Here is a 15,324-nt window from a genome sequence, read left to right as displayed (position 1 = left end):
CGATCGTGGGGTGGCGCAGGTGCCGCTCACTGTTAAAGGAATTTATGTTATGAGGTTTCGCTCCGTTCAGTTGGTAGTTCCCTGTGTGCTGGCCGCCTTTTTGTTGACGGGATGTAGCGCGCTCTCCAACTTCTCCTGGTCCAGCCTGTCGCCGTTCAACTGGTTTGGCAGCAAAATTGAAGTGTCTGATGCTGGCGTCGGCGGGCTTAACGGCGGCACGCCGTTGGCACAAGAGCCGATAAACCAGGCGTTGAATGGTAATTATCGTTTGCGCAGCGGCATGGGCACCACTAATGGCCAAATCACGGCGTTCTATCAGGCGCTGGAAGGCAATGAGATCAAACTGTTGGTAAGCGGTAAGCCCAAAGCGCAGGTCAATCGCGTCGAAGTGATGGATGCGAAGATTGCCAGCGTATGGGGCGTAAAAATCGGGGATGCATTCAGCGCCCATTACAGCAAAGCCTTTGAGGTCTGCCAATTGGCTCAAGGGGATGATGCCCGCAGCGTAGAGTGCGTTGAATCGCAGAGCAAGCACGTCAGTTATCTTTACTCTGGCGACTGGAACGGTCCGGAAGGCTTAATGCCCTCTGACGATATTCTGCAATCCTGGCATGTCAGCAAAATCATCTGGCACGCGCAGGCGCGTGACTGATTCATCGTTTCGATCTTTTTTAAACCACTTCTATAAACTTGGCGCGGTAACGCGCCAACGTTTTAACGTTTCCACCCTCTCATCGTTTATTTTTATCCTTTGTTTTTGAACAAAGCACATTGTCGTGAATGCGGTATGATGAGCGCCGTAGGCCACGTAGTGCCAAAAAATGATAAAAGCAGATAATTAAAACATGAGGAAGCTTGAAATGACGCAGATACAGAGCGGAATTTTGCTTGAGCACCGTCGTTTTGCCATTTTTATTGAAGCCATGATTCAGGGCGAATTCGACGCTATTCGCCAAGGATGCAAAAAGTTTTGCCAGTCGTTGCAGGAGTTGCAGGCGCGCTTTCCCGATGCGGGGCTGGGGGCGACGCTGGCGTTTGGCCATGATGTGTGGCGCGATCTCGATTGTGAACAAGGGGCTGCTGAACTGAAGCCTTTTGCACCGCTGGGTAAGGGATTGGCACCCGCGACGCAGCGCGATTTGCTGCTGCATATCCAATCTTTGCGTCACGATGTTAATTTCAGTCTGGCTCAGGCGGCATTGGCAGCGTTTGGTTCCGCGATCCGCGTTGAAGAAGAGACGCACGGCTTTCGTTGGGTTGAGGATCGCGATCTGAGCGGGTTTGTCGACGGCACAGAGAACCCGCAGGGCGATGCACGACGCGACGTGGCGATTATCGCCGACGATCGGCCGGATGCGGGCGGCAGCTATGTGTTTGTGCAGCGCTGGGAGCATAATCTCAAGCAGTTGCAGCGCATTAGCGTGGAGCAGCAAGAGCAGATGATCGGTCGCACCAAGCAGGATAACGAAGAGATTCCAGCAGAGCAGCGCCCGACAACTTCGCACCTGAGCCGGGTTGATCTTAAGGAAGAGGGCAAAGGGCTGAAAATTTTGCGCCAGAGCATGCCTTATGGCACCGCTAGCGGCAAGCATGGCCTTTACTTTATTGCCTATTGCGCACGTTTGCATAATATTGAGCAGCAATTACTGAGCATGTTTGGTGACCGTGACGGTAAACGTGATGATATGTTGCGCTTCACGCGCGCCGTTAGCGGCAGCTATTTCTTCGCTCCGTCGCTGGAAAAACTGCTCGCGTTGTAACATTTTTATGTTGAGTCGGTAGGGGAGATGCGTTGAGTACGCTGGATAATACAATTGGCAATACGCCACTCATCAAGCTGCAAAGGCTGGCGCAGGATACTGGCAGTGAAGTCTGGCTTAAGCTGGAAGGGAATAATCCCGCGGGCTCGGTAAAAGATCGCCCAGTTCGTTTTATGGTGGAGCAGGCTGAACGGCGCGGAGAAATAACGCCTGGCGATCGGCTGATTGAGGCCACCAGTGGTAATACCGGCATTGCGCTGGCGATGATTGCGGCGGTGAAAGGGTATCGCCTGCGGCTGTTGATGCCGGAAAACATGAGCCGGGAGCGGCAACTGGCGATGCGCGCCTACGGTGCGGAGCTGGTGCTGGTCAGCCCTGAGTGTGGCATGGAAGGCGCGCGCGATCTGGCGCACCAGATGGCAGAATCCGGAGAAGGCAAGGTACTCGACCAGTTCAATAACCCGGATAACGCGCTGGCGCATTTCATGACCACAGGGCCGGAAATCTGGCAGCAAACGCAAGGTGCACTCACCCATTTTGTGTCCGCGATGGGCACCACCGGCACGCTCTCCGGCGTCAGCCGCTTCCTTAAGCAACAGCGTGCATCCCTCTGCACTATCGGTTTACAACCTGCGTCAGGCAGTCATATCCCCGGCATTCGTCGTTGGAATCCGGGGTATGAACCGGCGATTTTCCAGCCCCAATACGTTGACCGTGTGATGGACATTACCCAACAAGAGGCGGAAACCACGCTGCGGCGCTTGGCGCAGGATGAAGGTATTTTCTGCGGCGTCAGTTCCGGCGGTGCGGTGGCGGGGGCTCTGCGCGTGGCGCAGGAAAACCCCGGTAGTACGATCGTCGCGATTGTCTGCGATCGCGGCGATCGCTACCTGTCCACCGGCGTATTTGGCTAACGCTATTCTCGTTCCAGCGCGTGTATTGGCTCCATGTAGGCGGCACGCTGGGCGGGGAAGAAGCCAAAAATCACCCCAATCAGGCTGGCGCACAGGAACGCGGCAACAATAGAGGCTGGCGAGTAGATTAACGAGAAGCTACTGAAGAAGTGGCTGAATACTGCACCAGCCAGCAGCGACAGCGAAACCCCTAACACGCCGCCCAGCAAGCACACCAGCACCGCTTCAATCAAAAACTGTTGCATGATATCGCTGGCACGCGCGCCAACCGCCATGCGCACGCCAATTTCACGCGTGCGCTCGGTCACCGACACCAGCATGATGTTCATCACGCCGATACCGCCGACCAGCAGTGAAATAAAGGCAATCGCCGAGACCAGCAGCGCCAGCGTGGTGGTGGCTTTCTCGATGGTTTGACGAATACTGTCGGTGTTGAAAACAAAGAAATCCTTGCTGCCGTGGCGTTGAGTCAAAATCTGAGTAATACCCTGTTCTGCCACGCTCAAATCCACGTTGTCTTTGACCCTAACTGTGATGCTTCTCAGGTAGGACTGCCCGATCATGCGTTTCATCGCCGTGGTGTAGGGTACCCAGACGTTAAGGTTTTCATCACTGCCAAAACCGCTGCTGTTTTTTTCCACCACGCCAATAATTCGCACGGGGAGCGAGCCCAGCAGGATCACCTCGCCGATAGGGTTCTCCCCGTTGGGAAACAGTTTTTGCAGTGTGTTTTGGTCGATAACCGCTTCCTGCGCCAGATTATCCACGCTGGTGCGCGGAAAAATCATCCCTTGCGCCACGCTGTAGCCGCGCACGGTGAAAAATTGCTCTCCCACACCGTTGGCATTGGCCGTGACGGCAATATTGCCATAGCGCAGCGTGACGCTGGTGGCGACGGATGGGGTCACGCTGTGAACGTAGGGTTGTTGCGCCAACGGTTCGATATCGGTCGCACGCAGCGTTTGAATGGCGCTCGAACGTCGGTCACCGAAATCCTCACCGGGATAGATCTCCAGCGTGCTGGTACCCATGGCACTGATGTCGGCCAGCACTTGCTGCTGCGAGCCTTTGCCCAGCGCAACCACAGAGACTACCGAGGCGATACCGATGATGATACCAAGCATGGTCAGAAAGGTGCGCATGCGCTGAGCGTTCATCGCCAGCAGCGCCATTTTGAAGGCATCGATAAAACGATCGCGCGCTTGTAGCAGCCGTGAGGCGGGTTTGCTATTGGCGTTCTCTTGCGGCGCAGCCTCGGCAGGCGCCGTTGTACTGGCTGAATCGGCGATCACTTCGCCATCGCGCAACTCGATGATACGCCCGGCATGGCGCGCGATCTGCATATCGTGGGTCACGATAATGATAGTGTGCCCCTGCGCGTTCAGGTCTTTTAAAATGGTCAGCACTTCGTTACCGCTGTGCGTGTCCAGCGCCCCTGTTGGCTCATCCGCGAGGATAACCTGACCGCCATTCATCAGCGCCCGGGCGATACTGACACGCTGTTGTTGTCCCCCGGAAAGTTGGCTGGGGCGATAGTTCAGGCGTTCACCCAATCCGAGGCGGTGCAGCAGTGCCGCTGCGCGCTGCTGGCGCGAAGTGCGGTCACGCCCGGCATAAATGGCGGGGACTTCGACATTGCCCTGTGCGGAAAGATCGCCCAACAGGTGATAGCGTTGAAAGATAAACCCGAAATACTCCCGCCGCAGCGCGGCCAGGCTATCGCTGTCGAGCGTTGCTACCGCTTGCCCGTTAACCCGGTATTCCCCTTCCGAGGCTTTATCCAGACAGCCGAGAATATTCATCAATGTCGACTTGCCGGAGCCAGAAGCCCCAACGATAGCGACCATCTCGCCCGCATGAATCGTCAGGTTTATCGCGTTGAGCACGTTGACCGTTTGGTCACCGTTGGTAAAACGGCGTGAAATGTCCGTTAGTGTTAATAGCGGTTGCGTCATACGTTAGCTCCCGTTACATCGGCGGCGGGCCGGGGTGGCGCGCTGTTGATGATGAAGAACCCGGTTGCTGGCTGATGATCACCTGTTCACCCGCGCTGACACCGGTGAGTAGTTGGGTATGCACGTTGTCATTAATGCCAACGGTCACGTCGCGGGATTCGCGTTGTCCTTGCGCATTAACCACTTGCACCACGGTTTTGCCGTTAAGCTGCTGTACGGCCGTGGCGGGCACCACCAGGGCGTTTCTCACCGCAGCGCGCAGAATATAGACTTGCGCCGTCATCGAGATACGCAGCGTGCCATCCGGATTATCAACATCAAACAGGCCGTTGTAATAAATCGCCTTAGACGTTGAAGAACTGCTACTGCTGCTGGTACTGCTCGATGAACTGGTGGTCTCGTCGTTAATAGAGTCAGGTGCCGGTTCGATAGCGCGCAGCGTGGCCTGATAGCGCTTGTTGGGCTGTCCCAGAATGGTGAACCAGACTGGCATGCCGACTTTCACGTTGACCACATCGGCTTCGGAAATCTGCGCTTTCACCGTCATGGTGTTCAGGTTCGCCACTTTGGCGATGGTGGGGGTGGTTTGCGCGGCGTTGACGGTCTGCCCCGCTTCCACGGGAATAGCGACGATGGTGCCATCCATCGGGGCGGTAATTTGCGTATAGCCCAGATTGACCTTGGCGGTGCTGGTGGCGATCTCCGCCTGCGCGATTTGTGCGTCGAGGGCGGCAATGTCTGCCGTGGTGGCATCCAGCGTGGCTTTGGCGCTGTCATAATCGGCCTGAGCACCCACGCCGCGTTGCATTAGCATTTGCTGGCGCTGCCAACTAAGCTGGTTGTTGCGCAGCGTGGCTTGCTTGGCAGCGCGCTGTGCCTGAATGTTTTTTAGCGCGGCATCACTGTCTTTCAACGTATTTTGCTGTGTTAAATCATCAATTTCTGCCAGCAGTTGCCCTTTGGTCACCTTATCGCCCAGTGCAATATGCAATGCTTTGATTTGCCCTGACACCTGTGCACCGATGCTGACCTGTTTGAGCGCTTCAATGGTGCCATCTGCCAGGACGGTCTGCTCAATATCTCGGGTTTCCACAGGCGCGGTAATGTAGTTCACCGGTGGTGGGGCAGCGAAAAAATGCTTATAGCCAACGTAAAGGGCCGCGATGGCAACCAGTGCAAGTAGCGATGTGCGGAATGACAAAAAGCGAGCAGGCATGAGCAGTTGAATATCCTTATAGCGTGTTGACGTCTTAGCAGGGATCGACGTCTGACTGGGCGATGCTAACCGCGTAGAGCAAAGCCGTTACTTTACCCTGACTTTTTGACCCGATCTCGCCTATTTAGTGCTATGGAAGGTAAGAATTCAGTAAAGATGGCTGCGAAAATACGCATTAAACGAGAAAATAGCTGCCAGAACCGCTAAGGGGAGCAAGGTATGAAGTTGTTGCTGGTTGATGATGATGTGGAGTTGGGAAACCTGCTCTGTGAGTATCTCAGCGCTGAGGGATTTGCCGCATCGCGCGTGTTGACAGGGAAAGAGGGCGTGGAAAGCGCGCTGTCAGGAAATTACACCGCCATGATTCTGGACGTTATGTTACCGGACATGAGCGGTATTGATGTGTTACGGCAGGTTCGCAAGGCGAGCCGGTTGCCGATTATCATGTTGACGGCAAAGGGTGACAACATTGACCGGGTGATTGGCCTGGAAATGGGGGCTGATGATTATATGCCGAAACCCTGTTTCCCCCGTGAACTGGTGGCGCGCTTGCGCGCAGTGCTGCGTCGCTATGATGAGCGCCCGGAAAAGCAGGAAAGCGAAGGAACGGCTACGTTAGGCGAACTGGTGTTGAACCCTGCCACGCGCACCAGCGAATGGAAAGGGCACCCCTTTGATTTAACTGCCTCCGAATTCAATTTGCTGGAACTGCTGGTGCGTGCCTGCGAGCGCGTGGTCTCCAAGGATGAGCTGTCGGAAAAATGCCTGGGGCGGCAGCGTGAAGCTTACGATCGCAGCGTCGATGTGCATATCAGCAACATTCGGCAAAAGCTGGCCGAACTGCCGGGCAGCAATATGACCATTGAAACCGTGCGCAGCGTAGGATATCGGATTCGTTGATGATGCAGGGACGCTTGTTCTGGAAAATCCTGTTTGGCTTCTGGCTGACGTTTTTATTGATATCGCAACTGCTGTGGTTGGGGTTCACGCTGTACGATGGCGGGCACCGCGCACCGCCGGAAGAGGCGATGATCCAGCGCTTGATGTCGTTACAATTGTCGATGGCACAATCTGCGTTGCAACAGGGTGGGCAGCCCGCGTTGGACGCACTGGAAGCTCAGTGGCCGCCACAGGAGCGTGGTTTTCTGCGCGTGTCCACCACGGCCATCGATGCTGAGAAATGGGCTCCACCGCCTGAACCGTGGCGTGAACCGCCAGCCGGTGATATCCCGCCTCCCGGCGGCCCGAGGCCGCCAGCGGATGCGGAACATCACCGGGGTGCTCGCCCAATGCCGCTGGTCAACGCAGTCAATGGGCCTAATGGCGAGCGCTATTGGGTCTCTTTTGATGTTCTGCGTTTGCGTGATGAAACCTACGCACCGCGTCCGATGCTGATACTCAATATTCCCGAGCCGTTAGTCTGGATCGCGGGGCTAGGTGGGCTGCTCTTCAGTGGGGTATTGGCCTGGAACCTGACCCGACCGCTCAATCGCCTGCGCGCCAGTTTTGACCGTGTGTCACAGGGCGATTTATCCATTCGCCTGCTGCCGGATATGAAGCGACGGCACGATGAGTTGAGCGATGTGGCGCGAGATTTTGATGCTATGGTTGAACGGCTGAATGTGCTTGTCAGCTCGCGCGAACAGCTGCTGCATGATGTTTCCCATGAATTGCGTTCTCCCCTTGCACGTTTACAACTGGCCATCGGGCTGGCCCATCAGAATCGCGACAATATCGACACCTCGTTGCAGCGCATCGAAGGTGAAGCGGCACGCATGGACAAGATGATTGGCGAGCTGTTGACGCTATCACGTGCTGAACATCAGGTCGTGGATGAGGCTTACTTCGATCTGTACGGATTAGTTGAGGCAGTGGTGAACGATGCGCGTTATGAGGCGCAAGTGCCGGGGGTAACCATTTTGCTGGAGGCTGACACCGAGCAGGATCACACGGTAAAGGGTAATGCGGAGCTGATGCGGCGCGCGTTGGATAATATCGTGCGCAACGCGCTGCGTTTTTCAACGCGTGAGCAGACGGTGCTGGTAGACCTGCGCAGTACGGAGCACGAGTGGCTGCTTTGCGTCACCGATCAGGGGCCGGGCGTAGAGAAAAATAAACTCTCCAGTATCTTTGATCCTTTTATTCGTATTGAATCGCCGCAGTCTGGCAAAGGCTATGGATTAGGGTTAGCGATTGCTCGCAAAGTGGTGATGGCGCACGGTGGACACATCGAAGCGGATAACCGCCTACAAGGGGGGCTGACGGTGCGTATCTTTATTCCTCGTTGGCTCGAGGGGGCGTAGGCACAGTGATGAGTAGCATTTTTTTAAACGGGAAAATGTGTTTTTGTTTGACACTGGCTTTTCACGTAAATGCTGCCCTTGTTGAGGATCGCCAATATGCCGCTAGATCGCATATGCTTAAACAACGACACTTCACTTTGTTATCACCCACGCCAATCTCATGACGCTGTATCCACTGTACCGCCATTAGGGGTTTTGCAGGATTAGTAATAATGATGTACAAAAAATGGGGCTCAGTGCTCCGGGTGCCCTGTCAACCTTGGCTGCTAATGCCTGTGTAAAACGTATTATTCTCGTTAACAGACCTGCTATGCCTGACAATGTTAAACGGGTAGGGCAATTTCTGTTCAATAACCCTAAACTCCCTTGTACTGCAAAACGCTCTTTAAGTAAGGCGTTTTATCAGCATTGCCAAACGACGCCTGTTAATGAAGATAGGCAGTTCGCGCAGACTATCGCGATTGAACGTGTTTTGGCGGGGCAATCGTGTAAGGCCGTCGCTCAGGACCATGGTATTGGCTTGATGCATGAGGCGATGGATATGTTAGAGATGGAAGCCGTGCATTCTGTCGCTGGGGATCGGGTGCGAGGCGGATAAAAAAACCCGCAGTCAGTGCGCTGACAGCGGGTTGGTAAGGCATGTAGTAATTAGAGAAACATTACTTTTTGATGCGGATAACCGGTGTTTCACCGACCACAACGGTGCCGCTCAACTTGGTGAGTTCTTTGATTTCATCCATGTTGGAGATAACCACTGGCGTCAACGTTGATTTGGCCTTTTCTTCCAACAGCGCCAGATCGAATTCAATAACCAGATCGCCTTTCTTCACGTGTTGGCCTTCTTCCGCGATGCGTTTAAAGCCTTCACCTTTCAGCTCAACGGTATCGATGCCGAAGTGAACGAACAGTTCAATCCCGCTGTCGGATTCGATAGAGAAAGCATGGTTAGTTTCAAAAATCTTGCCGATAGTGCCATCAACCGGCGCCACCATCTTGTTGCCAGTCGGTTTGATGGCAATGCCGTCCCCGACAATTTTTTCAGCAAAAACAACGTCAGGAACGTCTTCGATATTGACGATTTCACCCGACAGCGGTGCAATGATTTCAATGCTGCCAGTATCTTTTTTATCATCAGATACCAGAGATTTCAGTTTATCGAACAAACCCATGATCTTCTCCTAATCATTAATATTGGGTCAGCATAGCAGAATCAGCAGAGCGTTTTTTCTTTGATGAATCGGCTCACTACATCGCTCAGTTCTTGCGCTGTGGGCTGGGAGAGCGCTTGTTCTGCTAACGCTTTGGCATCGTCGTAATTTGCATTACGAATGATCTTCTTGATGCCAGGAATTGAGATGGCACTCATGCTGAATTCATCCAGACCCATACCCAATAATAGCAGTGTAGCACGTTCGTCACCAGCAAGCTCGCCGCACATCCCCGTCCATTTGCCTTCGGCATGAGATGCATCAATGACCTGTTTGATCAAACGCAATACCGCTGGCGACATCGGGTTGTAGAGATGAGAGATCAGCTCATTACCGCGATCAACTGCCAGAGTATACTGGGTTAAGTCATTTGTCCCAATACTAAAAAAGTCCACTTCTTTCGCCAAATGGTTGGCAATGGCGGCCGCAGCAGGTGTTTCAACCATTACGCCCACCTCGATGCTCTCATCGAAGGCCTTTCCTTCCGCTCTCAACTGCGATTTCAGCAGTTCCAGCTCGGCTTTTAGCGCACGCACTTCCTCTACTGAAATGATCATCGGGAACATGATGCGCAGCTTGCCAAACACTGATGCGCGCAAAATGGCGCGCAGCTGCGCGTGAAGAATTTCTTTACGATCGAGACAGATGCGAATTGCACGCCAACCGAGGAACGGGTTCTCTTCCTTCGGCAGGTTCATGTAAGGCAGATCTTTGTCGCCGCCGATATCCATGGTGCGCACGATAACCGCCTGTGCTCCCACGGCTTCTGCCACGGCTTTGTAGGCCTGGAACTGCTCTTCTTCCGTCGGAAACGCTTCTCTGTCCATAAACAGGAATTCGGTGCGGTAGAGTCCAACACCTTCTGCGCCATTGCGCTCTGCACCGGCAACATCCCGCACGGTACCGATGTTGGCGCACACTTCTACCTGATGCCCGTCGAGCGTGATGGCGGGCAAATCTTTCAGTTTAGCCAACGCATCTTTTTCAGCGTAGTACTGTGCTTCCAGCGCTTTCAGTTGTTCGATAACGTCTGGCGTCGGGTTCTGATAAATTTTGTTGTTTACACCATCCAGAATCAGATAGTCGCCGTTTTTCACCTGCTGGGTGGCATCTGTGGTGCCAACAATCGCGGGCAGTTCCAGAGAACGCGCCATGATGGAGGTGTGGGAGGTGCGGCCGCCGAGATCGGTAATAAAGCCCAGCACCTTGTCCAGGTTCAACTGCGCGGTTTCTGATGGCGTTAAATCGGTTGCGATCAGGATCGACTCTTCCTGAATATCGCCAAGATCGATAATCGGCATACCGAGAATGTTTCTCAGCAGGCGTTTACCGATATCGCGCATGTCCGCTGCGCGCTCTTTCAGGTACTCATCATCCAGTTCTTCCAACGCTTTCGCCTGATTCTCGATCACCGAGTAGGCTGCCGCATCGGCAGAGTGATGGTCCTTTTTGATCAGGGCTATGATTTCCTGCTCGAACTCCTCATCTTCCAGCAGCATGATATGCCCTTCGAAGATGGCCTCTTTCTCAGCGCCCAGGGTTGCACCTGCTTTGGTCTTGATGGCTTCCAACTGTGCGGAAGCCTTAGACCGGCCACTCAGAAAACGTTCGATTTCTTGTTCGACGTCTTCAGCAGTAATTTTCTTCCGGCTGATGACGATTTCATCTTCCTTCAATAACAGCGCGTTACCGAAAGCAAAACCGGGTGATACTAATATGCCTGAAATCATAACCCTACCTTCACTCGAAACTGATGTTCACACGAAAAGCCTGCCGATTACTCAAGTTCGGCCATCAGCTTAACCAGATGTTCAACGGCTTTTTGCTCGTCTTCACCCTCAGCGGAAAGGGTAACGACAGTGCCTTGCGTCAGACCAAGAGTCTGAAGCTTGAACAAACTTTTCGCGCTGGCACTTTTTCCGTTGGAGGTGACGGTAATTTCGCTGGTAAATCCTTTGGCTTCTTTAACAAACTGAGCCGCAGGACGGGTGTGCAGGCCATTCGGAGCGGTAATAGTAACTTCTTGCTGGAACATTCTGTTTTCCCCAACTATGGTTTGGATTCGTGTTGTGGAACTAAAGTTTAGTGTATTTACTGGACTTTAGTCTGTTAGGTCAGCCCCATTTATGTGACGGGGTCGCCTTTGATGCGGCAAGGTAAGGACTAAACGCCTTCCCTGAATATATACGCCAAATAGCACAGTATTCCAGCCCAGTGTCTGATGGCGTTGCTGCCTCTGTGGTAAAAACGGTGACATTGCCATCAGCAGGAACAGGGTACGATGTTACGGTTATTAATTTCGCGCATCAAAATAATTGTTCGGTTAAATACTAAACCTTGACCAAAAAAGCAATCATTGATGGGTATAAACTTTGAACCCGACCACAAAAAAAGCACCTGTGAAGGTGCTTTTATGCCGTCAATGTAACGAAGGATTACTGCTGCAACTCTTGTTCGGTGAACAGATCGGCAAACAGTGCAGTGCTGAGATAGCGCTCACCGGAGGAAGGTAGAATCACCACGATGGTTTTGCCTTCAAACGCGGGCTCTTTCAGCAAATTCAGCGCGGCAGCTACTGCAGCACCGGAAGAGATCCCGGCCAGAATGCCTTCTTCTTCCATCAGGCGACGCGCGGTTGAAATCGCGTCCTCGTTAGAAATGCGCTCAACGCGATCCACCAGAGACAGATCGAGGTTTCCGGGAATAAAACCTGCGCCGATCCCTTGGATCTTGTGCGGGCCAGGCTTGATCTCTTCGCCTGCCAGTGCTTGGGTGATCACCGGAGAATCAACGGGTTCAACCGCGACAGTGGTGATAGCCTTGCCTTTGGTATTCTTGATAAAACGGCTGACGCCGGTCAGCGTACCGCCGGTGCCGACACCAGAGATAAACACGTCTACTTCACCATCGGTGTCTTCCCAAATTTCCGGGCCGGTGGTTTTTTCGTGAATTTCCGGGTTAGCCGGGTTGCTGAACTGTTGCAGTAACAGGAAGCGGTTCGGGTCGCTGGCAACAATCTCTTCTGCCTTGGCGATGGCCCCTTTCATGCCTTTCGCCCCTTCGGTCAGAACCAGTTTGGCACCCAGCGCTTTCAACAGTTTGCGCCGCTCAATGCTCATGGTTTCTGGCATGGTCAGGGTTAATTTGTACCCACGGGCAGCAGCGACATAGGCCAGAGCAATCCCGGTGTTACCGCTCGTCGGTTCCACCAGTTCAACGCCGGGTTTTAATACGCCGCGTTTTTCTGCATCCCAAATCAGGTTTGCACCGATACGGCATTTAACGCTGAAGCTGGGGTTGCGTGATTCCACTTTTGCCAGAATACGTCCATTGCCGATACGGTTCAGACGAACCAGCGGCGAGTGGCCGATGGTGTAGGAGTTATCTTCATAGATTTTGCTCATGGCCAGTCCTTATAACTGTATGAAATTTTTACCAACAAGATAGAGCATACTCACTCCGTCCTTTCAGGGAAGGAAAGAATTGCTATATCGTTATGTTCTTAAGAAATATCTTTTCATTACAGTCGGAAAAAACTACCGCGTTCCTGCTGATGCCGAGAGATGACGATAGCGATCGACCCATAATGCGGTTGCGCCACAGACGGCGACCGGCATGACCACCAGATTCAGGAACGGCACCAGTGTAAACACACTGACCAGTGCGCCGAACTGCAAGTTATTGAGTTTATGACGCCGTAACGCTTCTCGCATGGTGGGAAAGCTGATTTTGTGATTGTCGAAGGGATAATCGCAATACTGAATGGCCAGCATCCAGGCGCTAAACCCGAACCACAGCAGCGGTGCCACGGTTTGTCCGATACCGGGAATAAGATACAGCAACAGCAGTACGATGGCGCGCGGCAGGTAATAGGCGAGTTTCTGCACTTCGCGCTTCATGATGCGCGGGATATCTTTTACCATGCCCACGACGCCGCTGTCCGGCAGGGCCTTTCCGGTCAGTCGCGCCTCCAGTTGCTCGGCCAGCAGGCCGTTAAACGGTGCCGCGATGAAATTGGCGATGGTGCTGAAAAAATAGCCGAATACCAACAGGATAGAGATGACGGCGAGCGGCCATAGCAGATAACTTAACCATTGCAGCCACTCTGGCACATGGCCCATCAGCCGGGCAATCCATTCTCCCATGCGGGAAAACAGCCACCAAAAAGCACCGCCCATCAGCAGTACATTGAGCAGTAGGGGAATGATGACAAAACGCCGTATGCCCGGCAGCGACATCAGTTGCCAACCTTGTGCGAAATAGTAAATGCCTGAACGCGGTGGCGTAGCGGGGGACGGGGTTACCATGACATCCTGTTCCTCATTGTAGGGTTATCCGGATCGTTGGTGCGATCGGGGTAGTTTGTGTGATCTGCATCATATAGGGATGATTTTCTGCTGACCAGTGACCCTTTGGACGAAAAAAAAGCAAAAAAGTGCGCCCGGTATATCTTTATTCCTATAAAATACTGTGCAGGCTTGCACTTGTGTACGCAGGCAAATAGAGTTAGGGGTATGAAAAAGTTGCCGCGGTGGCAATAAATTGAATTAACTGGGATAGCAATGATGCAGGACTTGCGTCTGATATTAATCGTTGTGGGCGCGATCGCTATAATTGCGCTACTGCTTCACGGCTTGTGGACGAGCCGTAAAGAGCGCTCGTCCCTTTTTCGTGACCGTCCAGTGAAGCGCCTTAAGCAAAAGCAGAAGCGGGAAGAGACTGCGCCGCTTGAGGAGCTTGATGAAGGGGTCGGCGAAGTCAGAGTCACGCGCACTCGTGCGCAGGAAGAACCGGCATTGGGTTCGTTCAATGAGCCTGCGCCGCCGCCTGCATCCTCATCGCCTTTCGCTTCTGCTGCCGAACACGTTCGTACCGATTACGATCCGCTGTTAGGCGCGACCACCGCGCCGCAATCTGCACCTGAGGTGCATGTCGATCGCGTTGTGCAGGACGTTCGCCCCGCACAGGCTGCGAGCGCCGCACCTGTGCACCAAACCCCAGTAGAACGTGCACCTCACGTTGAAGAGCAGGCCGTAGAACAAGACGTGTCTGAACGGGATATTGACCAACCGCACGCGCAAAGCGCAAGTCGTACACCGCAAGAAACGGTGCTGGTACTGCATGTTGCCGCTCATCAGGGCAGTATCATTGGCGGTGAAGTGCTGCTGCAAAGCGTATTGCAGGCAGGCTTCCAGTTCGGCGAAATGAATATTTTCCATCGCCATGTTAATCCTGCGGGCGCAGGACCGGTGCTATTCAGCCTGGCCAACATGGTGAAACCCGGCTCGTTCAGTATCGACGACATGGCTGAGTTCTCCACGCCGGGCGTCTCGATTTTCATGATGGTGCCCTCCTACGGTGACGCGAGCCAGAATTTCAAACTGATGCTGCAATCTGCACAGCGCATCGCTGACGACGTCGGCGGTGTGGTACTTGATGATGAGCGTCGTTTGATGACGCCGCAAAAAGTTGAGGCTTACAAAGGCCGTATTCGCGATGTGCTGCGGGCTAATGGGTAAACGTGATTTTGTAACCGCAAAGCCTCCTACATGGAGGCTTTGTTTTTTCAGGGGATAGGGTGGGCTGACGTGGCGAGTAGTAATGGGTTAAAGCAGGATCTGGGCGTGGTTCAGGGAGTGGGGCTGCTTTCCACTTCGCTACTGGGCACTGGCGTGTTTGCGGTGCCAGCCATTGTGGCGCAACTGTCGGGCAATGACAGCCTGTGGGCCTGGCCGCTGCTGATTGTGTTGGTGTTTCCGATTGCTATTGGCTTTGCCGCGTTAGGGCAGCATTTTCCCAATGCCGGTGGGGCGGCTCACTTTGTCAATCTGGCATTTGGTCCGCGTCTGGCCCGCGTGACCCGCTGGCTGTTTCTTTCCGTGATCCCGCTGGGGTTGCCTGCTGCGCTGCAAATTGCCGCTGAGCGGCATTTTTGTTCTGGTTTATCTGCTGTGCATGTTGGCTGGGT

14 protein-coding genes and 1 pseudogene are annotated in these 15,324 nt (G+C 53.7%); 8 read left to right on the top strand and 7 right to left on the bottom strand.

Features of this window, described 5'->3' with window-relative positions:
• The first annotated feature begins 49 nt into the window (after nucleotides 1-49).
• The 3 genes from J5224_RS16725 to cysM all read left to right on the top strand — a co-directional run bounded on the left by J5224_RS16725 (nucleotide 50) and on the right by cysM (nucleotide 2,674).
• Complete coding sequence (locus tag J5224_RS16725; protein ID WP_264626447.1) at nucleotides 50-652, top strand: RpoE-regulated lipoprotein; 603 nt, start codon at nucleotides 50-52, stop codon at nucleotides 650-652.
• A 208-nt stretch (nucleotides 653-860) separates the two neighbouring features.
• The gene (locus J5224_RS16720; protein WP_264626446.1) at nucleotides 861-1,760 is read left to right on the top strand and encodes a Dyp-type peroxidase; all 900 of its coding nucleotides are present in this window, start codon (nucleotides 861-863) and stop codon (nucleotides 1,758-1,760) included.
• A 32-nt stretch (nucleotides 1,761-1,792) separates the two neighbouring features.
• On the top strand, nucleotides 1,793-2,674 hold the full coding sequence (cysM, locus tag J5224_RS16715; RefSeq protein WP_264626445.1) for a cysteine synthase CysM: 882 nt from the start codon (nucleotides 1,793-1,795) through the stop codon (nucleotides 2,672-2,674).
• A 2-nt stretch (nucleotides 2,675-2,676) separates the two neighbouring features.
• Here the strand turns inward: cysM and J5224_RS16710 are convergent, their stop codons facing one another.
• Complete coding sequence (locus J5224_RS16710; RefSeq protein ID WP_264626444.1) at nucleotides 2,677-4,629, bottom strand: MacB family efflux pump subunit; 1,953 nt, start codon at nucleotides 4,627-4,629, stop codon at nucleotides 2,677-2,679.
• A 13-nt stretch (nucleotides 4,630-4,642) separates the two neighbouring features.
• On the bottom strand, nucleotides 4,643-5,845 hold the full coding sequence (locus J5224_RS16705; RefSeq protein WP_264626443.1) for an efflux RND transporter periplasmic adaptor subunit: 1,203 nt from the start codon (nucleotides 5,843-5,845) through the stop codon (nucleotides 4,643-4,645).
• 219 nt (nucleotides 5,846-6,064) lie between these two features.
• Here J5224_RS16705 and J5224_RS16700 point away from each other — a divergent pair, with 219 nt between their 5' ends.
• From J5224_RS16700 to J5224_RS16690, 3 genes are all read left to right on the top strand, one after another.
• Nucleotides 6,065-6,745: a response regulator transcription factor gene (locus J5224_RS16700; RefSeq protein ID WP_264626442.1), complete on the top strand. Its 681-nt coding sequence runs from the start codon at nucleotides 6,065-6,067 to the stop codon at nucleotides 6,743-6,745.
• Complete coding sequence (locus J5224_RS16695; protein ID WP_264626441.1) at nucleotides 6,742-8,148, top strand: ATP-binding protein; 1,407 nt, start codon at nucleotides 6,742-6,744, stop codon at nucleotides 8,146-8,148. Before J5224_RS16700 ends, J5224_RS16695 begins: the two co-directional genes overlap by 4 nt.
• Before the next feature lie 259 nt (nucleotides 8,149-8,407).
• Entirely contained in the window at nucleotides 8,408-8,746 is a 339-nt protein-coding gene (locus tag J5224_RS16690) for a hypothetical protein (protein WP_264626440.1), read from the top strand.
• 61 nt (nucleotides 8,747-8,807) lie between these two features.
• Here J5224_RS16690 and crr read toward each other — a convergent pair whose 3' ends face one another.
• From crr to cysZ, 5 genes are all read right to left on the bottom strand, one after another.
• The gene (crr, locus tag J5224_RS16685; RefSeq protein ID WP_196908569.1) at nucleotides 8,808-9,317 is read right to left on the bottom strand and encodes a PTS glucose transporter subunit IIA; all 510 of its coding nucleotides are present in this window, start codon (nucleotides 9,315-9,317) and stop codon (nucleotides 8,808-8,810) included.
• Nucleotides 9,318-9,358: 41 nt separating this feature from the next.
• Nucleotides 9,359-11,086: a phosphoenolpyruvate-protein phosphotransferase PtsI gene (gene ptsI, locus J5224_RS16680; RefSeq protein WP_264626439.1), complete on the bottom strand. Its 1,728-nt coding sequence runs from the start codon at nucleotides 11,084-11,086 to the stop codon at nucleotides 9,359-9,361.
• A gap of 47 nt (nucleotides 11,087-11,133) precedes the next feature.
• Nucleotides 11,134-11,391 carry a phosphocarrier protein Hpr gene (gene ptsH, locus J5224_RS16675; RefSeq protein WP_002913505.1) on the bottom strand — a complete coding sequence of 86 codons (258 nt, stop codon included), beginning with the start codon at nucleotides 11,389-11,391 and terminating at the stop codon, nucleotides 11,134-11,136.
• Nucleotides 11,392-11,791: 400 nt separating this feature from the next.
• Nucleotides 11,792-12,760, bottom strand: coding sequence for a cysteine synthase A (gene cysK, locus J5224_RS16670; RefSeq protein WP_264626438.1), 969 nt, complete (start codon nucleotides 12,758-12,760; stop codon nucleotides 11,792-11,794).
• Between the two features lie 132 nt (nucleotides 12,761-12,892).
• Nucleotides 12,893-13,663: a sulfate transporter CysZ gene (gene cysZ, locus J5224_RS16665; RefSeq protein WP_264626437.1), complete on the bottom strand. Its 771-nt coding sequence runs from the start codon at nucleotides 13,661-13,663 to the stop codon at nucleotides 12,893-12,895.
• Between the two features lie 255 nt (nucleotides 13,664-13,918).
• Between cysZ and zipA the strand changes: the two genes are divergently transcribed.
• Both zipA and J5224_RS16655 read left to right on the top strand, forming a co-directional pair.
• On the top strand, nucleotides 13,919-14,875 hold the full coding sequence (gene zipA / locus J5224_RS16660) for a cell division protein ZipA (protein WP_264626436.1): 957 nt from the start codon (nucleotides 13,919-13,921) through the stop codon (nucleotides 14,873-14,875).
• Between the two features lie 30 nt (nucleotides 14,876-14,905).
• Nucleotides 14,906-15,277, top strand: a pseudogene (locus J5224_RS16655) (hypothetical protein); the annotation flags it as partial.
• Nucleotides 15,278-15,324 lie beyond the last annotated feature (47 nt).

This window comes from Candidatus Symbiopectobacterium sp. NZEC135 (assembly GCF_025962695.1).
The sequence above is the reverse complement of the archived record's forward strand: the minus strand, read 5'-3'. Positions and strand labels throughout refer to the sequence as shown.